The organism is Bernardetia sp. MNP-M8 (assembly GCF_037126285.1).
In the GTDB taxonomy this organism is placed as follows: Bacteria; Bacteroidota; Bacteroidia; order Cytophagales; family Bernardetiaceae; genus Bernardetia.
This window is the reverse complement of sequence record NZ_CP147012.1, coordinates 1261144-1282488: the sequence shown is the minus strand read 5'-3', so window position 1 is coordinate 1282488 and position 21345 is coordinate 1261144. Positions and strand designations below refer to the sequence as shown.

The following is a 21345-nucleotide window of genomic DNA, read 5'->3' as shown; positions in this document are numbered from 1 at the left end:
AACGAATTTTTATTTTTTAGCTTCTCAAAAACATAAGTAAAAAGTTTAGCGTTTATATTCCTAAACCCTAAGGGTTTTGAATTTTTTTTCATTCACTAAACATTCTATCAAAATTATTCAGAAAATTATGACAAAATTAAAATCATTTTTTAGCCTACCTTTTTTATTCAGTCTTTTACTCTTTCTAGGTTCTTGTGATAAAGATGGAGGCATTAACTTTTTTTCTATCAATGAAGACCTCAAAATTGGTCAGCAAGTAGCAGCCGAAATAGAAGGGGATTCTTCTGTGATTGTTTTAAACGAACAAGACTATGATACAGCTTATGCATATATAAGAAGACTTACTGAAAAAGTGTTGGCTTCAAATGATATTCGTTATCGTACAGAATTTCCTTGGCAAGTCAAAATTATTCAAGATGATGAAACACTAAATGCTTTTTGCGCCCCTGGTGGATATATTTATGTATATACAGGACTTATAAAATATTTAGATACAGAAGATCAGCTTGCTGGTGTGATGGGACACGAAATAGCTCATGCAGACAAACGCCACGTAACCGACCAAATGACAAAGCAATATGGGTATGAAACTCTTTTTGCTATTTTCTTTGGAGAAGATCAAGGACAACTTGCTGGAATTGCAAAAGGTTTGCTTAGTCTTAAATATGGCAGAGATGCAGAACGTGAAGCAGATGATTTTTCGGTAAAATATCTTTGTGATACAGAATATCAGTCTAATGGAGCAGCAGGATTTTTCCAGAAAATAATTAATGAAGGACAAAGCAGTTCGCCACCAGAGTTTTTGAGTACACACCCAAATCCAGACAACAGAGTAGAAGCGATAAATAATAAAGCTAGAGAAGAGGGATGTAGCATACAACCAAGTGGAAACAATTATTCAGCATTTAAGGCATCACTTCCTCAATAGTCAATTACGAATTAAAAATTACGTACAAAAATCATCAAAAGTCCTTATTACTTTATTGTAGTAAGGATTTTTGATAGGAATAAACTGAAAAAAGAATTTATATTTAGTTTTACCAACTTTCAGTTATAGTCTTTTTTCCTCAAACACAGGTAACAAAAAAACATAAACCCAAATCCAAGGTGAAAAATAATGTCCTACACCAAGAAAAAAAAATGTTCCTATGTGAAAGCAAACTCCTATAAAAATAAAAGTAAGTCTAATATATTTGTTTTGATGGAGAATAAGTAAAAAGCTACTTTCCCAAAAAATTACAAGAATAGAAAAAAATGTAACTAAAAAAGGATAATTTGATAAATTTTGTCCCCAATCGGTAGGAGAGGTTTTCAAGTAGCTCAAAAAAACATTTCCATTTATCCAGCTCCCACCTCCAATAAATATTTTTTCTAGTCCAGAAGAAGTGTAAACCAAACCAACAGCCAAAAAAAGAAAATAATTTTGAGGAATTAGAATAGTAGTTGAATCTGATTTTTTGAAATTTGTTTGATACATCCAAAAAGGAAGCAGAATACAAACCCAGTTCCAAGTAGCATAAGTATGTTCTATTTTTCCAAATCCATATAAAAAACCTTGTAGATAAATAAATAAAATAGAACTCAAGGTTACACAGAAAAATAGTATAGTTTTAAATAAAATTTTTCTTTGAAAGAACAATGAAAGCAAACCAAAACTAATTCCTATTCCTGTTATGATTGTGAAAAAACTGAATGCTTTTTTGAGGAAGAAAAGGGAAGGAAAAGAAGAAGATAACAATTTGTAAAATGAAATAGGTTCATACAAAACAGCTATCTGATTATATTCTGTAAGAATTTCTAGCCATTCATTGGAAAGTAAACTATTTGAAGTCAAAAAATAAATTACTAAAAGGGCTTGGTGTGTTGGCGTTATTTTTTGAGAATAAATAGTATTCTTAATGAATAATAATTTTGTCTTTTTATAGATTTTTGGAAGTAGAAAGAGAGATAGAATAAAACCTATAACTAAAAAACGAATCGCTATTTGGTCAGATTTTTTGATAAAAAAAGAAGATTCAAAACGATATTTTTCTGTTTTTAGGCGTGGATAAAGACTTTCTACTAAGTCTGAAAACCAAGTGACAGAATTAGTGTTTTTGTCAAAATAAGCTAATGTATAGTTTCGAATCCAAAACCAATATAACAGTTGAGATAAAACAAGTAAAGAAACAAGAATCCAAAATCTATTTTTTTTAATAAAATCCATTAGTTAAAAAAGGTTATCACGTTTATTTTTGTATAACAGTCTTCCAGACTGTTGAATTTGATAAAATACTGTTTTTGATGTTCAGACTGGAAGTTTGAACTACCTTAATACAAACCGTGATAAGGTTTAAAACTTAATTTGAAAATACACATAGTGAATCTATTTCATTTTTCGAATCTTGTTTTTGAATAACATGATACCATTTCCATTCTAATTTTTCATCTTCTTTCAAGTTTATTTTATTCTTTATTATATCCTCAAAAATAGTTATAAAAATAGCGTGTTTTTTTTGATAATGATGTTTTCGAAGTTGCATTTCAAAAGCATTTGCATTGAGAGGAATAGATTGTGGGTTTAATTCTGTAAATTTATTTTGGCTTTTTAGTTTATAGAAAATATAAAACTTTTCATATTGAGATTGATGTTTTACAGGCTCTGCAAACATTCCAAAACGATGAAAAGGATACACATCTTTCAGAAAAATGAAAGGTAAAATAACTCCCATGCAAACAAATAAAAATAAAAATTTAGTCATAGTAGAATCCTGAATTACAAAATTTTTAATAAAAACATCTATTCTTATAATATTCTAAATAGAAAAGCAGATTTACATTAATTATTCATTAGCTGTTTTGGTAGCTGTATTTCAAAACTTGTTCCCTCTCCTATTTTACTTTCTACTGAAATTTTTCCGTTATGTTTTTCTATAATTCCGTAAGTAATCGACATTCCCAAACCTGTACCTTCTCCAACATTTTTAGTTGTATAAAAAGGCTCAAAAATTCGTTTTTTTACTTCTTCACTCATTCCAGAACCGTTGTCAGCTATTATCAAAGTAATGTAATTTTCATTATTTCTAGTTTTAATACTTAGAACAGGACTTCTATTGTTTTCTGTTTTTTGCTTTTGTTCGATGATAGCTTGAATAGCATTATTACAAATATTCATCAAAACTTGATTGAGTTGCCCTGGATAACATTCTATTGGGTGTATAGAAAAATCTAATTCTCTATTGACTATAATTCCATTTTCTTTAATTTGATTTCTTAAAAGAATAAGTGTTGTTGAGATATGATCGTTGATATGAGTTTTTCTAATTTCTTCTTCATCTAATCTAGAAAAATTACGCAAACCTTTCACAATTTCGAAAGTACGCATCGCTCCAATCTGAATATCTTTTAATAAGGTTCGTGTTTCATCTATCAATTCATCGTATTCTTCATAAAACTCTTCACTAATATTTTCTTTACTTGTCCAAGATAAAAGCTCTTCTATATTAGTATGAAGGGCATCCATTCCAGCATAAACAAAATTGATTGGGTTGTTTATCTCGTGAGCAATCCCTGCTGTAAGTTGTCCTAGGCTTGCCATTTTTTCGGCTTGTGTAAGTTGTGCCTGTGTAGATTTTAGCTCTGTAATTGTTGTGGCTAATTGTTCATTTACCTCTCGTTCTCGTTCTAATGTATATTGTAATTTTGATTTTGCAGCAGCTAATCTTTCGTTGGTAATCTGCATCTCTTCAGCATATTTTCGAAGTTCTTTTTCAGATTCTGCAAGGTCTTCTACTTGTTTTAAAAGCTGTGCTTCTGTATATCTTAATCTTGTGCTTCTTTCTGCAATAAGTTCTTCAAGTCGTTCTCTTTGGTTCATCAATTCCTGATTCATAGCTAATAATTCTTCTTGATTTTCTTTAAAAGAATTATCTTGATCTTGAAGTGCATCATTTTGTTTATTAGCTTCTATAAGTAAATTTCTCAACAAATCTTCACTCTGACTAACCATTCGCATAGCCGTAGCTACAATTAAGAGATTCATACAGACTGCCATTACCCAAATAATAATCTTAAAAAAAGCAGCCGTAGAAGCAGGCATATAAACACTAAGTTCTGAAAAACCTTTCGGCAAAAATTCTATCCAACCCAAAATAGCTCCAAAAGCGAGTAAGAAAAAAAGTTGTAAACTTTGCTCCTGACTAGAAAAGAGCATAATAATAATAATACTAATTGGTAAAATAAAGGCTCTCATAGCAGGTTCTCTATCAAATACCAAAAAGAAAATAAAGTGAGAAATAATAATTTGAAAGACAAAAAATATTTTGGCTAAATCTACTTTATGAAATTTATTAAAAACTATAGGTAATATAAAGCCTAACATTGTTAGAGCAATATTTACTATTAGCTTAGATGTCCAAAATGTATTTAAAAAAAATAAGACAATTATTCCCCCTAAAAAAACACTGCACAAAGAAAGACAGACTAAGTTTATGAGCCTTATTCTTGCTGCTTCTTGTGTGTGCATGAGGTCTGTAACGCCCCAATGAATGCTATTTTGAATGTAATTAAATATAATTGACAGTTGATAATTGGTAAAATTAGTAATTTCATTTATTCTCTATTGCTATTGCCTCGTTATTCATTGCTTGTAAAGTCAATTTCAGTACTGTCTCCAATATTAAGACTTTGTACCAATCCTTTAAGAATAGAATCACTGCCTATAATAGATTTGTTGAGTGTTGCATGAGAAAGCTCAGAAAAAGAACCAATAATGCTATTTTGAATAATAGAATTTGAAATATGTGTATGGTCGCCAATTGCTACATTAGGTCCAATAATAGAATTTTCTAGCTTACATTGCTTTCCAAAACGAACAGGTTGAATAATAATACATTTTGGATAATCTGTCGAAACAGAAGTTTCAAAACCATGTCTTCTCAATAAACTAGCATTAGCTTCTAATAAAGTATCTTTCTTTCCACAATCAAACCAATTATCTACTTCCATAAAAGTAATTTTCTCTCCTTGATTGACCATTTCCATAAGAGCATCTGTCAAATGATATTCCCAAGAGCTATTTGCAGAAGCTGAATGACTCATAATTGTCTTTATGGCATCTAAAAGTAAGGGTATATTTGAAATTTTATATGCACCTACTAAAGCCAAATTAGATTTTGGAATGCGAGGCTTTTCAATGAGTTTTTTGATTATTCCATGTTTGTCGGGTTCTACAATTCCGAAAATACGTGGATTATCAACTTTTCTGACAGCTACAACACTATTTTTAATGTTAAAGAAATTAGAATAATTCATCTCTACAATTGTGTCTCCCAATACAATTAATAATTCTTTGTCGTCTTTAATAAAATCACGAGCTATCCAAAGTGCATGAGCCGAACCAATACGAGGCTCTTGTAAAACAAACTCTGCATTGATTCTATCTTTATAAGTATTTACTACATATTCTTCAATCTTGTTTCCTAAATAACCAATAACAAATAAAAAATCTCGTATTCCATTTTCATATAAATTATCAATAATATGTCCTAAAATAGGTTTTCCTGCTATCGGAACAAGGGGTTTGGGTTGAGTGTGAGTATGTGGACGCAAGCGTGTACCTGCTCCTGCTACGGGAATAATTGCTTTCATGGATATCAAAGAGGCTAAAAAAAACTGTAATAAAACTATTAAACTAAAATATGAAAATAATCTGAATAATACTGCAAAATACAATTCTTAGTTAAGATACTATCAAAATTTATAAATACTACTATGAGTTGATTTTTTTGCTTTTCGATCAATAAGCTCTAAAATAATCTAAAACTATTTGAATTAAACCGATGAGTTTGGTAATTTTATCGAAAACAACATACCAATACACTATACTAATTGAATTTAGACCTACTTAGGATTAATTTGTGTACTATTTCTAACAAATTAATTAGTGATTTGGACTAAATCATTAAAAAAATAAGTTATCAATTCGATTTCCTATCAAAAAAAATAAGATATTTGTCAGTAAGAAAAATATAATTTTGTTTTGAGTAAATTATTTAAAATAATTTAACATAAAAACGAAGTTATACAAAATAAATACAATTGTAACCAATGGAATAATAAAAATAAACTAATTATTTGATAATCAGTTAATTGTATTTATTTATTCTTTGAGGTATCTTTACAGTCAAATTCTAAAAACGTATAATTTTACGCAAAAAATTTTTCATTTATGCTAATAGGCAAATTATCTACTCAAAAAGAATTAAATAATAGTAGTATATCAACAAAAACAACTTCTGTTATCAAATTCTTTTTAGCTTCTGCATTCGTTTTTTGTACTGCTGATTTTTCAGTAGCACAAAATGGATTAAAATACGAACCCTACAACTTTACTATAAAAAATATAACCACTTCTAGTCTACTAAATGACGACAATCAAACAGTCCATACTAAAAAACAAGAAATAAATGCTTTAAACAATACTACTTTTTTAGAAACTACATTTCTAACAAACAACAAACCTTTTACAAATCAGACTTTTCATTATTATTCAAACTCTGATACTATAAAATGGAATTCGCATCAACTAAAAGAATCGATGTTTGCGCCAGCAGGTGCGCCTCCTTCTGTCGAACGCTTAATTGTAGGAAGCCCTCTTACACCTTCTGATTCTAGTGATTTGCAAGACCAAAAACGCTTCTCTTATCATCTGTTGGCTGATTTTGTTTCATATATTTCTGGTCAGCCTGTTGAATACCTCAATGAAATAGAAGAAATTGTGAGTGATGAAGCATTGATGGTAGATGCAGAATTATTTTTTGATCATCAAGACTCTACTATTGAATTTTTAGAAGGGCTAGATTTAGCTAGAAATTTCAGAAATGCCCTTTCTGATAAAGAGGTGGCTGCTCGTATGAAGGCAATTGAAAAAGAAGTTCCTTTCAATTATACACCTGAAGTAAGAAATTTTATTGAAAAATATGGTGTAAAGTATTATAATTACACAAATACTTTAATTGCAAAGTCAAACGAATATTTTCCACTTTTTGAGAAAATTTTGAAAGAACAAGGAATGCCCGAAGAACTAAAATATTTAGTTGTGGTAGAATCGGCTTTCAAAACACAAGTTCGTTCTCATGCAGGTGCTGTTGGACTTTGGCAATTTATGCCACGTACAGGAAAAGTCTTTGGTCTGAATCAAAACTTTTATATTGATGAAAGAATGGACCCTACCTCTTCGACTATTGCAGCCTGTAAATATTTAAAATATTTGAATAATTTCTTTGATGGAGATTGGGAACTTGCCATTGCTGCTTACAACTGTGGACCTGGAAATGTACAGAAAGCAATGCGCCGTTCTGGCAAAAAAACTTTTTGGGAAATCTATAATTATTTACCAAGAGAAACTCGTGCCTATGTTCCTCTTTATACTACTTATGCTTATCTTTTCAATTATGCAGAAGACCATGGAATGGTAGTAGAAGAGCCTATTTATGCCATTGAATATGATACTGTTTTTGTTAGTCAGTATGTAAATTTGGATAAGTTAGCTGATGAACTTCGTATGTGTGCAACTGATTTAAAGGCAATGAATCCAGAAGCAAAAAAAGGAATAATTCCTCATTATGCGAGAGAACATCCAATCAGAATTCCTAAAAATAGAGCAGATTTCTTTTGGAAAGGTCAAGAAGAAATTTTAGTAGCTTGTCAGAATAAAAATTATACAAGTAGCCACTCAACAGCTTCTCATACAGCTTCTATAAGTAGTTATAAAACTACAAAAGTATCAAATACATCAACAGCACAGAGTTATACAGCTTCTGCAAGAACAACTACTCAAAAAACATATACTCCAAAATCTTCTGGTTCTAAATCATATCATACAGTAAGAAAAGGTGAAACACTTGGAGGAATTGCAGTAAAATATCATACTTCTATCTCTTCTCTTAGACGTTGGAATGGAATCTCAGGTTCAAGAATAAATATTGGACAAAAAATAGTTATGTATGGAGTAAAACAAAGCTCTACAAATAATTCTGCTGTAACAGCTTCAAATAAAACTTCTACCACTAAATCAACGGCTTCTAATTCAGGTAAGTCAAGTTCTTCTTATCATGTCGTAAAATATGGTGATACACTTTGGGGAATTGCAAATAATGCAGGAATTACGGTATCAAGACTAAAAGAACTAAATAATTTACGTTCTGATAAACTCAATATAGGACAGAAATTAAAAGTGATGTAAACAAGCAAAAAATACAATCACAAAAAATATCCTTTATTTATTATGATTATTCATACTAAGTGAAGGATGTTTTTTATAAATTATTAAAAGTAAAGCCTATTTATTTCTATAAAAATAAAAGTATGTGTAGCTAGTACTTTTAATACAGTTGACAAAAAAAGTTTAGCAAAACTTAATTTAAGCTCTGCTAAACTTTTTTATATTTTCAGTTATTGAATACAAATAACTTTTTATTCTTGAACGATATCACCACGTAATGTTTCTAACAAAGCTACTAAATCATTAATAAGAGCTTGATCTGTAACACCATTCTTGGCTAATGATTTTCCAACATCTTCTATAAATGCATCCATTTCTGCATCAGTTGATTTTGAAACTAATCTATCATCATTTATGGCAGGATCATGAGCATCTTTCATGTTAAGACCTGTGTAAGAGCCTACTTCGCCTCCACTAGTAGCAACTACAAAAAAGTCAGTCAAGTTTTTACTAAGTGCAGCTAATCCACTTGTGTTTCCATCATTAAGTTCTGCTAAAAGAATTTGGAAATCTCCAGCTAATCTAGGGTCAGTAACAATAATAGGACCTGCTGAATCAACAACAGCACGTAAAGTAAGACGCCCCTTTTGAATCTGACCTCCATTCACTGGATCAGTTACCATCTCTGTACCACCTACTCTATCATACAGAGTTGGAGTATCTACTTGCTCATCGTCATCATCATCATCTTTACATGACGAAATAGAAAATGCTAAAAAGCCAACTAGCAATAACATAACTAGTTGATTAATTCTTGAATGAAATCTTAATAGGTTCATAATTTTTTTTTAAATTTAAAGTAATACAAAAAAATATATCAGAGTTATATCTTGATAAAATTTAATTTTGTGTGAAAAATAATTGAATTAAGAAGTGAAAACTATCTTGTAATTTTCTTTATAGCGCAAAAAGAGTATTAGTTGAAAATTAATGAAATACGTTTTTTACAAATTCTCCAAACTTATATGTAAAGCTAGATTTATCAAAAGCAGGACAACCTTTAGCTAGATCTTCTTCTGATACAATGTGACGTTTAGATTTGAGAGTAGTAAATTTAGTTACCTCTTCATGAACGGCTTCAGGAGTTTGTAATCCTTTTTGATAACCATAAGCAAACAAGCCAGCTTCATGATTAAAATGAGCACTTGTTATGCCTTTCATTGCTTGTACATGGTTCATAATACGTATAGCTTCAAGAGAATCTACACTTTTTTCAAAATCAATACGACTCAAAAAAATTTGTTCACTAGGTAGTGGTGCTTTAGGACGAGTAACAAGATAAATATGAACTACTAAAACTACCATCAATACACTAAAAATACTAGCTGTCCAAATGGCTATTTTCTTCAATCGCTTTATATTATTTTTTTGCATAAAAGAGGTTAAGTTATTTAAGCTGATTCATAGGTTATATTTCCTGATTATTTAAATATAGCTTAAAAACCTTAAAAAAAAATATATGTTTGGTGCAAACTTGTTAATGTAATCAATTTATATTGATTCTAAATAAAAAATATATGTTAAATTGTGTATTATTGTAGTTTTTCCAAATTATTCTATTTTAATAATAACATATTCTATTCTTCTATTTTGTATATGTTCTGATGAGCTACATTTTATATCATTTTTACATTGATTGATTAACTGACTTTCTCCAAATCCTCTTGCTTTTATCCTATCTTGTGCAATTCCTTGTTCTATCAAAAATTCTTTTAATGAGTTTGCTTGCCTTTGTGTAAGTTCAAGATTATATTCATCTTCTCCTCTAGAATCAGTATGGGCAGCAACTTCTATTTTTATACTTGGGTTTATGCGCATCATATAAGCTAATCGTTTCAAAATAAGTGTAGACTCAGGCAAAACCTTGTCACTATTAGGTGAAAAATGAACACCAATTAGCTTTTTTACTACACCTATATTTATTTTTTCTAAAGGAATATCTCTTTTAATATTTCGCCTTTTATCTTCTTTAGCTATATCGGAGGGAAGTTTTTGGGTGTGTAAACGAATAGTATCCGTAGAAAAATAATGTCTATTATAAGCACGAATCAAAAAAGTAGTTTCAGGCTCTAAATAGACAAGTGTTTCTCCATCTTTTGTAGTGATTGTTACTTGCTCAGAGTTATTGCTCGTGTTTAGAATGCGTACATTTACACCATCAATAGGTTTACCTGTGTCTTTATCAATGAAACGATACAACAATCTATATGTTAATATATTTGTCTGACTTTGTACAGGCTTAGCAAAAAGAAGTGTTGTAGAAAAACAAAAAAACAGTGATAAATAAAAAAAAGTTGTTTTCATATATATCTTTTCAAATCTATTTTAATTCAAATGTATCATTATCTAAATAAACGGCAAATTTCTTTCTATAGTCCTGCAAATCCATTGCCGAAACAGAATAAGATAAAATTTGTGTGTTTTCAAATTCTTTAGTAATAGAATTTAATTTTTCTCCTTTAGGAGTGTAAATAGCTGAATCTCCATTGTACTCAATTTCTTTTCCATCTTTTCCTATGCGATTTAAACCCACACAATAACAAGAGTTTTCGATAGCCCGAGCAGGCAAAAGGCTATTCCAAGCCAATTTACGAGCTGCAGGAAAGTTTGCTACATACAATAAAATATCATAGCCAGAAGTAGCTATTCCATTTTCATCAACCATTAAATCATTTCTAGAAAAAACAGGAAAACGCAAATCATAACAAATCTGTGGACAAATTTTCCATCCTTTATATTCAAAAATAGGTAATTGTTTACCTGCCGAAAATACTTTATGCTCACCTGCCATTCTGAAAAGATGCTTTTTATCGTAGGTTTGGAAGTCTCCATTTGGTTCTACAAAAAACAAACGATTATAAAATTTATTATTTTCTTCTATAATTATACTTCCAGTAATGGCAATATCATATTTCTTGGTTTGTTCTTTTAGCCAGTTGAGTGTACTACTTTGTTTAAAGTTTTCTGCTAAATCTATATTCATAGTAAAACCAGTAGTAAACATTTCAGGTAAAACTACAATATCTGCATTATTTGTTCTGTCAAAATCCTCAATATTTGAGTTAGGAAGTTTTTGAGATTGATTATTTGTAAGTAAAGAAGAAAATATCTCTTCAAAATGCTTTTTATTTTGAATAGGATTTTCCCAAAACAAATTACCTTGTAGAAGGCTTATATAGAGTAAGGGTTTCATATCTTTTGTTTAATGATTGATAAAATTTTTTAAACTATTTTTTAAAGGATATTTTTTTTGAACTCTTGGTAGAATATTTTTTTAACTAGAACACACATTATGAAAACTAAATTACTTGTATTATTTAATACACTCACCCTAATTTTTACAGTATTTCTAAATTATTTATCCAATACAGGTTTTTTTGGAGGCAAAACGATTGGAGAAATCAGCAAAAAATACGAAACGCTTTTTGTTCCTGCAAGTTATGCTTTTTCTATTTGGGGACTTATATTTTTGATGCTTTTTGCATTTGTAGGTTTTCAATGGTATGTCCTTTACAAATTTAAAGGTTCTAAAAGTGATTATGATAATTCTAATAATATTTTCATTAAAACGATTCATGAAACTAGTTTTTGGCTTATTGTAGCTAATCTCTGTAATGCTGCTTGGGTATATGTTTGGCTAAACGAATATGTTGCACTTTCTGTTATGGTTATGTTTTTTCTGTTGCTTTCGCTTATTCAACTTACCAAAAATTTACGTTTAGAAATTTGGGATGCTCCTGTCCGAATTATTGCCTTTGTGTGGTGGCCTATTGTTACCTATTTGGGCTGGATTATGGTGGCGTCTATTGCAAATGTGTCTTCATTTTTTGTAAGTATTGGCTGGCAAGGAGAACCTTTGTTTGCTTCTACTTGGACTGTTTTGATGATTATAGCTGCAACAGGTTTGTACTTATTTTTAATTGCCAAAAGAAATTTGAGAGAAACTGCAATGGTTGGTGTTTGGGCATTGGGAGCTATTGCTTATCGTCAATGGAATTTTGAGCCTTCAATTGCTTATGTTGCTCTTATTAGTGCCATTATACTGTTTCTAGCTTCTAGTTATCATGGTTATCTAAATCAAAAAACATCTCCTTTCTTGAAATGGAAACGAGGAGAAATATAAACACTAAAAAAAATTAATAACACCAAACACTCTAAAAATTATGAATCTAAAAGATATTATTCACAAAGTATCTCATCAAGGAGAACAAAAATGGGATATTCTCAAAACAAATCTCAAAACTCGTTTAGGATTAGATGAACCTGTCATGATTTTACCTTATCGCAGTTTTGGAAATACTCAAAAAGCCTTTTTTTGGGGTAGAGTATTGGAAGATGAAAAAGTCAATGTAAAAGAAGATGATAAGTTTTGGGATAATATTCTTAATACATATAGAAGGTTAGAAAGCGATGAAATTCCAAATGTGCGACTTTCAGTAACGTATCAAGGAATTACAAAAGAAACTAAAACAGATGAAGAAGGGTATTTTTTTACGGAAATAGAATTGTCAGAACCTATCACACCCCATGAATCTATGTGGGAAAAAGTAGAATTCAAACTTTTAGAAAATGTAAGACCAAATCAAGGTGATGTGACTGCTTTAGGAGAAGTTCAAATTCATGATGATTTAAAAGAATTTGGAATTATTTCAGATATTGATGATACTGTTTTGCAAACACAAGCCACAAGCATGTTGGCTTCTGCAAAGCTCACTTTTTTAGGAAATGCACATCTTAGAAAACCATTTTTAGGAGTCGGAGAACTCTATGAAGCACTTGTAAAAGGAAGTGATGGTAGTCAGCAAAATCCATTGTATTTTGTTTCTAGTAGTATGTGGAATTTGTACGATTTACTAACTGATTTTTTTGAAATAAGAAATCTTCCAAAAGCTCCTTTACTTTTGAGAGATTTAGGATTGGATGATAAAATGTTTTTCAAAGGCGACCATAGCCATAAAGAAGAAAAAATAAAACGTATTTTTAGTTATTATCCCAATCTGAAATTTATTTTGATAGGAGATAGTGGACAGCACGATGCCGAAATTTATTATAAAATGCTTCAAGAGTTTCCAGAACGAATAAAAGCAATTTATATTCGTGATGTAAGTGACAACGCTAGAGATGCAGAAGTAGATAAAATTGCCACAAAGGCAGAAAAAGAATTCAATGTTCCTTTTCAACTAATAGCTGATTCGGGTTTGGTAGCTTTGCATGCAGCCTCACAAGGATTTATTACAAAAGAATCTATTGAAAAAGTACAGCAAGCAAAAGAAGAAGATAAAAAAGCTCCTCTGACTTTGGAGGAAGCTGTTGTGAAAGGAGAGATTGAGGTAAAAAATTAAAACAAATAAAAGTCAGTAAGATAAAACAATTTCTTACTGACTTTTTTTATACTTTAGTAAAATATGATTTTTCATTCCCCAATTTCTATTTCCTGTTCTCTATTATGAAAATAAAATTCCCAAAATCAGTAAACTATCCACCACAAAAAAAAGCAAATGCAATAGCTAAGATTTTGAAAGAATTGTATCCAAATCCTGCTGTTCCATTAGACCACCAAGACGCTTATACTTTACTTATTTCAGTTTTGCTTTCTGCTCAATGTACTGACAAACGAGTAAATCAAGTTACGCCAATTTTATTTGAAGAAGCTGATACACCAAATAAAATGGTACAACTTACCACAGAACAAATAAAAAGTATCATTCGTCCTTGTGGGCTTTCAAACAATAAATCAAAGGCAATTCACAGACTTTCAGAGATTTTATTAGAAAAATATAGTGGCGAAGTTCCTGATAAAATGGAGCTTTTGGAAGAATTACCAGGGGTGGGACACAAAACGGCTTCTGTTGTGGTGTCGCAATATTTTGGGCAGCCTGCTTTTCCTGTCGATACGCATATTCACAGACTGGCGTATCGTTGGGGACTTTCAAACGGAAAAAATGTAGTTCAAACAGAAAAAGATCTGAAAGCACTTTTTCCTAAGAAAAACTGGAACGACCTACATATTCAAATTATTTATTTTGGTAGAGAATACTGTCCTGCAAGAAGTCATAATCCATTGGAATGTCCGATTTGTAGTCAATATGGAAATATAGAATATCTTGATAAATATTTGGAAGAACAAGAAATGAAAGGGAAGTAGATTTCAATAAAATGTACTTATATCTATCAAATCTATATTTATAAAATTAGGAGATAAATGGTCAAAATCTTTATCCGTTGTTAGCAAAGTAGCTTTGAGTACAATAGCTGATGCTGCTATCCATAAGTCATTTTTGCCCATGTTTCTTGCACTCATTCCAATAGGAAGAGGGTTGTTTTTCAATTTTCCTTGACTATACGCATCAATAGTTCCATAATTTTGCACAACATCGATAGAAGTAGATTTGACAAGATTAAATCCTTTCAAAAGATTTTTGAGTAAAATTAATCTTTTTTGTCCCCATTGATTTTGCTTAGAAATTGAATCTATCTCCCCCAAAGTAATATGAGTATAGAAAAATGTATTATCAGTATTGGAAAAGTAATTTTCATCAAAGAACTCTGCGAAAATTCTACTCTTTACAAGTAAAATAAGAATATTTGTATCTAAAATGTAATTCATGGAGTAAGCATATTTAAAAGTTCTTCTATTGTTTGTTCATCATCATCTTCCAAAGCACCAAAAGAAGTTTTAGCTAATTCTCTATCTGTTTTTTGTTCTGAAATTTCTATACTTTTATCTGCTTTTTCATATTCATCATAGCTCATAATCATGGAAGAATCATCTAATTCTAAACTTTCATACAACAAAGAAGTATCAGAATCAATAAATTCTTCTTTTTCAGAATTTTCTTCTTCTATTTCTTGATATAAAATACCTAATCGATTTGCCAAAGCTATCAATAATTTTATATCTTGTTCCTCATTCGATTTAAAAACAATAGTTCGCATAATCTTATTATTAACACTATATAGAGATACTTTTTAGATAAATTATTTATTGAAGGTATTAAAAACTCACTTTAAAAACAAAAATATGAATCAAAAAGCAGACTGGAAAGTCATTGAGGAATTAGGTACTGAATCAAATACTATCAAATTTGAAGATATTACCTACAAAAAATCAAACGGAGTGGCTCGTATTGCCTTCAACCGTCCAGAAGTCAGAAATGCCTTTCGTCCACAAACAGTAACCGAATTATACAGAGCTTTTTTAGATGCTAGAGAAGATACTTCTATCGGAGTAGTTTTGCTTTCTTCAGAAGGTCCTTCACCAAAAGATGGAGTTTATTCATTTTGTAGTGGTGGCGACCAGCGTACACGAGGACATCAAGGCTATGTAGGCGAAGATGGAATGCCAAGACTTAATATTTTGGAAGTTCAGCGTCTTATGCGTTTTATGCCAAAGGCTGTTATTGCTGTTGTGAATGGTTGGGCTGTTGGTGGTGGACATAGTTTGCATGTTGTTTGTGATTTGACTTTGGCGAGTAAAGAACACGCTATTTTCAAACAAACTGATGCTGATGTAACCAGTTTTGACGGTGGTTATGGTTCTGCGTATTTGGCTAAAATGGTCGGACAAAAAAGAGCAAGAGAAATTTTCTTTTTGGGTCGTAATTATTCGGCACAAGAAGCCTGCGATATGGGAATGGTAAATGCTGTTATTCCTCACGAAGAATTGGAAGACACAGCGTATGAGTGGGCGCAAGAAATTTTGGAGAAATCACCTACGTCTATCAAAATGCTCAAATTTGCCTTCAATTTAACTGACGACGGAATGGTCGGACAACAAGTATTTGCAGGAGAAGCAACTCGCTTAGCCTATATGACCGACGAAGCAAAAGAAGGAAGAAATGCCTTTTTGGAGAAAAGAAAACCAGATTTTAAAGACATCAAATGGATTCCTTAAAATAAAGTTAGAAGTTAGATTTTAGAAGTCAGAAGTAAAGGCAAAATACAGATTTTATAATTTTATGGAATCTGTATTTTCATTCTCTGTGTTCTCTAAAACTCTGTGTTTAAAAGGGTATTTTGTATTTTCATTCTCTCTAAACTCTTCAACCTCTATGGTTAAAAAGTATTTCGTATTTGCTTTACCTACTTTCATCATCCTGCCTTTCATCATAAATATCATACAAATCACTCGCTAATCAGTTACAGTATTTTGAATCAAGATTATTATAAAAATTATTATCACTTAGAACGAAATCATTGGTGGTTTGTGGTGCGTTTAGAAATCTTGAAACAAGAGCTTCAAAAACTAATTCTATCAAATAATCAAAAGCTAAAAATCTTAAATATAGGAATAGCAACAGGGAAAACTTCCGAAATGCTTTCTCAATTTGGAGAAGTAACTTCAGTAGAATATGATGCTATTTGTGCTGAATTTGTACGACAAAAATTAAATATAGAAGTCATTGAAGGTTCTATTTTAGAATTGCCCTTCGAAGAGAATAGTTTTGATTGGGTTTGTGCTTTTGATGTTGTCGAACACGTAAAAGATGATAAAAGAGCAATTTCAGAAATGAATAGAGTTTGTAAAGAAAATGGAAAAATTTGTATTACAGTTCCTGCTTTTCAAAGCCTGTGGAGTCATCACGATGAAGTAAATCAGCATTTTAAAAGATATAAAATGAATGAGGTTTTAAATTTATTTGATTTGCAAAGTGAAAATATAGATAATAATTCTTCTTTCAAGATTCTTAGAAAAACGTATTTTAATTCTTTTTTATTTATTCCTATTTGGCTTTTCAGAAAACTAAACTTTCTGATTCCGAAGCAATTTATACGAAAAGGCTCAGGTTCTGATTTTGAAATTTATAAATCAAATCATTTTTTAGATTCCATCTTAAAAGGAGTTTTTAGAATAGAAAAAAAAATACTCCAAAAGAATATTTCATTTTCCTTCGGAGTTTCTTTATTATTTTTTGTAGAAAAGAAAAAATATAGAGATTAAGAATATCATTCAAAAATTATTTTTTCAAACTTCCTTTCAAAACATCAATATTCCATTCCTTTTCTTTCGCAATTTCTTGTAAAACTTCCATTTTCCAAGTATTGGCAACAATTTCTATCCCATGCCAAAGAACATCATTTTTGTTTTTGTTAGATAGAATAAGCGACTGAACATTTAATCCTTTATAGTCTGTAAGTGCATCACGCAGATTAGTAAATATAATTTCTCGTTGATGAAGTATTCTCTGATGCTGTTTTTTCTCTTGATAATACTCTTCTTTTTCTTCTGCTCGTTTGTCTAATTCTCTAAAAAAACGATTTTTTCTATCTGATAAATCTATTTTTGAAAGCTCAAAAAACTCGTCTGCACGTTTCTTGAAATGATGAGAAGAACCACGCAGAGTTTCCCACTCTTCTAGTTTTTGAGGAGGCTTTACGACAAGTTCTGCCAAACGATTATTTGAAATCACTCTGTAATGAGGACGATTTACATTTTTTGCTATTGCATCTCTAAGATTCCAATACATAGCGAAGCGAACAGTATTTTCTTCTGGAAATTTGTATTTAATGGCTGCTTTTAGAGCTGTAGCAGTATTTTTATCTTCCAAATTATTTCCATTATCTACACTTTTGTCGGAGTTTTCTGTTCCAATTTCTTCTAATTTCTCTCTCTCTTCATCGTACCATTTCCATCTGTCTAATTCTTGAAGTTCTTTTTTTAGAATTTCAAAGAGTTCGAACAAATAAACTACATCAGTAGCTGCATAAATAAGTTGTGACTTTGAAAGAGGACGTTTTGCCCAATCTGAAACCTGTTCTTGTTTTTCTAATTCAATACCTAATTTTTCTTCTACAAGACTTTGAAGCCCAATATCGTTGCTAGACTTGAGTAAAAAACGATACATAAGAGCTGTATCCTGAATGTTTTTGATAGAACAATTATAGACATCTCCTATCACAATCAAATCGGAAGAAGAGCTATGAAACAACTTTTCAACATTCGGATTTTCTAAAACAGAAAGTAAAGGCTGAATATTTCCTTCTAATTTGACAGTATCAATCAAATAAATTTTGTCTTTGTCATAAATCTGAACTAAGCACAAATGCCTGCCATAATAATTATTATTATCATCAAATTCGGTGTCAATGGCAATTTGAGGACATTTTTTCCACTTTGAAGCCACTTTTTCCAGCTCTTCGAAGGATTTAATATAAATTGGATTGGGAATTTTTGGAGAATTTTTTTTTGCGCCTAATTGATTACGTTGTAAATCACTTAATAAATCGCCTAATGAGTTGGTTGAATTGGAATTTTTGGACATCTTTCTGTATTAACATAATAAACCCTAAGGATTTTTGAAGAGATCCTTAGGGTTTAAAAATAAATAATATTATAATTTTGATAATTCTTGGAAAAGCTCTTTCTCTCTTGGAGATAAATTTTGAGGAAGCTCAACTTCAATTTTGATATATAAATCGCCAAACTGACCAGCTTGGTTATAAACTGGCATCCCTTTTCCTTTAATACGAAATACTTTTCCGTTAGCAGTTTCGGCAGCAATAGGAAATAAGATTTTGCCTTTCATTGTCGGAACAGAAATCTTTCCTCCCAACATAGCCTCATACAAAGAAACTTTTGCTGTTGTGTGCAAATCGTTTTCTTCTCTTGTAAAATCTTTATTTTCATCTATCTCAACAACTACTACAATATCTTCATCTTTTTCCCCCTTTGCTCCTAGTTTTAGTTTCTGACCATCAGCAATTCCTTCTTTTAGTTTTAAGCGAATACGATTTTTATTTACTGTAATTACTCGTGTAGTTCCTGCGTATGCTTCCTCTAAAGAAATACTTGTTTTGATTTCTTTTTCTTTGGGTTTTCTTTTTATTCCTGTTGTCTCTTTTTCGTTTTTAAAGATAGTTTCTCTTCCCAAATCAACCACATTTTTGAAAGCTTCACTCATGCGCTCTCTTGTGAAAAGGTCTTTAAACTCAAAGTCTTTTTCTTGTGTTTTTTGGTATGCACTTTTTGCTTTATCAGCAAATTTGCTATAGCTTCCCCAATTTTTGCCCATCAAATCATATTGCGCCCTTTTTGTTGGGTCACTCAAAATATCATGAGCTTCATTGAGATCTTTAAATCTTTTTTCAGCCAAAATATCATTTGGATTACGATCAGGATGATATTTTTTAGCAAGTTCTCTATATTTTTTTTTTATTTCTTCGGCACTTGCATTTTTTCGAAGACCAAGAATTTTATAATAATCTTTGTATTGCATGGTATGTATTATGTTGCTTGTGTCCTCACAAGCAACGGCTATATTTTTATTTTTATGATAGACATCTTACCGTTTTTGGGTATTCGATTTCTGCCATTATTGATGTTTCACCAACGACAATTAATCTTTACCAGTCTGGCTTTCCTGTTTTACGTGGTTTCTTGCCTTTGCGTTGTTGTTGTTGTAAATATTGTGCTTCATTTTGCTTCATAGCATCCAAAATCTGTTCAGCTTTTTCTTGTGAAATATCCATATCTTTCAGTTTATCGGCAGCAGACTTTTGTTGTTGAGCTTGTTTTTGAGCATCTTTTTCTTCTTTACTTTGGTCTTGCTCTTTGTTTTCTTGTCCGTCTTGCTCATCCTGATTTTGGTCTTCCTCACTTTTTTGTTCGTCTTGTTCTTGCTGTTCTTGTTCTTCTTTTTGGTCTTCACTTTTATCCTTTTGCTCTTGCTCTTGTTTTTGCATTTCAATTTCTAAAAGACGTTTCAAGAGTTCATAATCAAAACGAGCTTCTTCATTATACTCATCAGCACGAAGAGCATTTTTAAAATTAACTAAAGCATCTTCATAAATTTTCTTTTTGTCTTTTGGTTTAGTTTTTTCCGAACCTGCACGTTTTGCCTTCAAAATTCCTACTTGAAGGTTTGCAATGCTGCGTACTTTATCATTCTTGCTATTTACAGCTTGTGAATAATAGGTCAGAGCTGAAGAAATGGCAGACGTATCTTGCTGCTCAAAATAAGCATGTGCCAAATTAAGAGTAACTATTGGTTCTTCTAATTTCCAAATATTATTCATATAAAGAAGTTCTGAGGCTGCTTCTTTATAGTTTTTATCTTCGTATAACTGAGTAGCTTTTTTCTTTGCGCTATTGGTTTGGAATATATATACAGGATTCCACCACTCTTGACCAAGCGAAAGACCTAAAAAAGCGACTATCCAAACGAGTTTTTGCATGATTTTTTAATGAATGATTTCTGATTAACTAAACACAATTATTTTTTAATTTGCTTTGCGATTTCTTCTACAAATTCTTTTGATACTTTAGCATACTTTGCTATTTTTTCATAGGCTAATCCATCCTTGAGCATTTCTGTAATAGATTCTACTGCTCTTTTTAGTTCTCCTTGCTTATACCTCAAATCCTCTTCGATATTATATGTTAGTGCCATAGCATTCAATTGTTCAATTATTTGTGATTGTAATTTTCTTAATTTAGATAAAACTTCTAACTGTATAACGGTCTTTTTTTGAATAGAGTTTTCAATTGGAAGGTCTTTTATTTTTTGAAGAATATTTTTGATAATAGTATCTGAATCTGTTTTTCCAAAATCTGCCAAAATCGCCAAAATAACCTCTTCTGGTTTATTAGAATTTAGGAATAATTCATAACTAAAATCCTGCATGTTAATTACCTCAAAACGAAAAGATAAATTTTTAGCTTCAATAATTTGTTTCATTTTGGCTTTTCCTGTTCCAATGAAAAAGACATACTGATGAACATCTAATTTATGTTTTCTATACAGAATAGCATAATATTCATTCATACGATGAGCCATATCTTTCTCATCAACAGTTTGAAATTCTATATGAAGGATAAAATCTTTTATTTTCTCCTTTTGTGATTTATCTGCAATCACCTTTTTCAAAAAATCAGGCTTTCGCTCTAAAGTAGTTTGTAAATCATTCGGAATTTCTCGTAAATTCTTAGGATTGATATTCAATAGCTTTTCAGCAAAAGGGATAATCAATTCTTCGATATTTTCCTTAAAAATTTTATCGTATTCCTGTGATTGATAACTCTGTTTTACGACCTCTTTTTTCTTCATTAAAAATAGAATTTAAACCCTAAGGCTCTTCGAAGA

At 30.7% G+C, this 21345-nt stretch carries 21 protein-coding genes; 7 read left to right on the top strand and 14 right to left on the bottom strand.

Annotation, left to right across the window (positions count from 1 at the left end):
* Positions 1 to 127 precede the first annotated feature (127 nt).
* Entirely contained in the window at positions 128 to 928 is an 801-nt protein-coding gene (locus tag V9L04_RS05385; RefSeq protein WP_338793062.1) for a M48 family metallopeptidase, read from the top strand.
* A 123-nt stretch (positions 929 to 1051) separates the two neighbouring features.
* Here the strand turns inward: V9L04_RS05385 and V9L04_RS05380 are convergent, their stop codons facing one another.
* From V9L04_RS05380 to V9L04_RS05365, 4 genes are all read right to left on the bottom strand, one after another.
* Positions 1052 to 2206, bottom strand: a complete 1155-nt coding sequence (locus V9L04_RS05380) for a hypothetical protein (protein ID WP_338793061.1) — start codon at positions 2204 to 2206, stop codon at positions 1052 to 1054.
* A 133-nt stretch (positions 2207 to 2339) separates the two neighbouring features.
* Positions 2340 to 2741 carry a hypothetical protein gene (locus tag V9L04_RS05375; RefSeq protein ID WP_338793059.1) on the bottom strand — a complete coding sequence of 134 codons (402 nt, stop codon included), beginning with the start codon at positions 2739 to 2741 and terminating at the stop codon, positions 2340 to 2342.
* Positions 2742 to 2818: 77 nt separating this feature from the next.
* Positions 2819 to 4504: an ATP-binding protein gene (locus tag V9L04_RS05370; RefSeq protein WP_338793058.1), complete on the bottom strand. Its 1686-nt coding sequence runs from the start codon at positions 4502 to 4504 to the stop codon at positions 2819 to 2821.
* Positions 4505 to 4614: 110 nt separating this feature from the next.
* The gene (locus V9L04_RS05365; protein ID WP_338793057.1) at positions 4615 to 5628 is read right to left on the bottom strand and encodes a sugar phosphate nucleotidyltransferase; all 1014 of its coding nucleotides are present in this window, start codon (positions 5626 to 5628) and stop codon (positions 4615 to 4617) included.
* Positions 5629 to 6208: 580 nt separating this feature from the next.
* Between V9L04_RS05365 and V9L04_RS05360 the strand changes: the two genes are divergently transcribed.
* Positions 6209 to 8224, top strand: coding sequence for a LysM peptidoglycan-binding domain-containing protein (locus V9L04_RS05360; protein ID WP_338793056.1), 2016 nt, complete (start codon positions 6209 to 6211; stop codon positions 8222 to 8224).
* 230 nt (positions 8225 to 8454) lie between these two features.
* Here the strand turns inward: V9L04_RS05360 and V9L04_RS05355 are convergent, their stop codons facing one another.
* From V9L04_RS05355 to V9L04_RS05340, 4 genes are all read right to left on the bottom strand, one after another.
* Entirely contained in the window at positions 8455 to 9042 is a 588-nt protein-coding gene (locus tag V9L04_RS05355) for a hypothetical protein (RefSeq protein ID WP_338793055.1), read from the bottom strand.
* A 148-nt stretch (positions 9043 to 9190) separates the two neighbouring features.
* Complete coding sequence (locus V9L04_RS05350) at positions 9191 to 9637, bottom strand: hypothetical protein (protein WP_338793054.1); 447 nt, start codon at positions 9635 to 9637, stop codon at positions 9191 to 9193.
* Between the two features lie 177 nt (positions 9638 to 9814).
* Positions 9815 to 10567, bottom strand: a complete 753-nt coding sequence (locus tag V9L04_RS05345; RefSeq protein ID WP_338793053.1) for an OmpA family protein — start codon at positions 10565 to 10567, stop codon at positions 9815 to 9817.
* Between the two features lie 16 nt (positions 10568 to 10583).
* Positions 10584 to 11456, bottom strand: coding sequence for a nitrilase family protein (locus tag V9L04_RS05340; protein ID WP_338793052.1), 873 nt, complete (start codon positions 11454 to 11456; stop codon positions 10584 to 10586).
* Between the two features lie 99 nt (positions 11457 to 11555).
* Here V9L04_RS05340 and V9L04_RS05335 point away from each other — a divergent pair, with 99 nt between their 5' ends.
* From V9L04_RS05335 to nth, 3 genes are all read left to right on the top strand, one after another.
* Positions 11556 to 12386, top strand: coding sequence for a hypothetical protein (locus V9L04_RS05335; protein ID WP_338793051.1), 831 nt, complete (start codon positions 11556 to 11558; stop codon positions 12384 to 12386).
* 40 nt (positions 12387 to 12426) lie between these two features.
* Positions 12427 to 13605 (top strand): phosphatase domain-containing protein, encoded by a 1179-nt coding sequence (locus V9L04_RS05330; protein WP_338793050.1) that lies wholly within the window; start codon positions 12427 to 12429, stop codon positions 13603 to 13605.
* Between the two features lie 104 nt (positions 13606 to 13709).
* The gene (nth, locus tag V9L04_RS05325) at positions 13710 to 14408 is read left to right on the top strand and encodes an endonuclease III (protein WP_338793049.1); all 699 of its coding nucleotides are present in this window, start codon (positions 13710 to 13712) and stop codon (positions 14406 to 14408) included.
* A gap of 3 nt (positions 14409 to 14411) precedes the next feature.
* Here nth and V9L04_RS05320 read toward each other — a convergent pair whose 3' ends face one another.
* Both V9L04_RS05320 and V9L04_RS05315 read right to left on the bottom strand, forming a co-directional pair.
* Complete coding sequence (locus V9L04_RS05320; protein ID WP_338793048.1) at positions 14412 to 14870, bottom strand: PIN domain-containing protein; 459 nt, start codon at positions 14868 to 14870, stop codon at positions 14412 to 14414.
* A complete protein-coding gene (locus V9L04_RS05315; protein ID WP_338793047.1) occupies positions 14867 to 15199 on the bottom strand; it encodes a hypothetical protein in 333 nt (110 codons plus the stop codon). The genes V9L04_RS05320 and V9L04_RS05315 overlap by 4 nt, the downstream gene beginning before the upstream one ends.
* Positions 15200 to 15284: 85 nt before the next feature.
* Here V9L04_RS05315 and V9L04_RS05310 point away from each other — a divergent pair, with 85 nt between their 5' ends.
* Both V9L04_RS05310 and V9L04_RS05305 read left to right on the top strand, forming a co-directional pair.
* Complete coding sequence (locus V9L04_RS05310) at positions 15285 to 16157, top strand: 1,4-dihydroxy-2-naphthoyl-CoA synthase (RefSeq protein ID WP_338793046.1); 873 nt, start codon at positions 15285 to 15287, stop codon at positions 16155 to 16157.
* 255 nt (positions 16158 to 16412) lie between these two features.
* Positions 16413 to 17204 carry a class I SAM-dependent methyltransferase gene (locus V9L04_RS05305; RefSeq protein ID WP_338793045.1) on the top strand — a complete coding sequence of 264 codons (792 nt, stop codon included), beginning with the start codon at positions 16413 to 16415 and terminating at the stop codon, positions 17202 to 17204.
* A 16-nt stretch (positions 17205 to 17220) separates the two neighbouring features.
* Here the strand turns inward: V9L04_RS05305 and V9L04_RS05300 are convergent, their stop codons facing one another.
* From V9L04_RS05300 to V9L04_RS05285, 4 genes are all read right to left on the bottom strand, one after another.
* Entirely contained in the window at positions 17221 to 18525 is a 1305-nt protein-coding gene (locus tag V9L04_RS05300; RefSeq protein WP_338793044.1) for a ribonuclease D, read from the bottom strand.
* Positions 18526 to 18594: 69 nt separating this feature from the next.
* Entirely contained in the window at positions 18595 to 19479 is an 885-nt protein-coding gene (locus V9L04_RS05295) for a DnaJ C-terminal domain-containing protein (protein WP_338793043.1), read from the bottom strand.
* Positions 19480 to 19606: 127 nt separating this feature from the next.
* On the bottom strand, positions 19607 to 20437 hold the full coding sequence (locus V9L04_RS05290; protein WP_338793042.1) for a hypothetical protein: 831 nt from the start codon (positions 20435 to 20437) through the stop codon (positions 19607 to 19609).
* Positions 20438 to 20475: 38 nt separating this feature from the next.
* Positions 20476 to 21309: a hypothetical protein gene (locus V9L04_RS05285; protein WP_338793040.1), complete on the bottom strand. Its 834-nt coding sequence runs from the start codon at positions 21307 to 21309 to the stop codon at positions 20476 to 20478.
* Between the last annotated feature and the right edge of the window lie 36 nt (positions 21310 to 21345).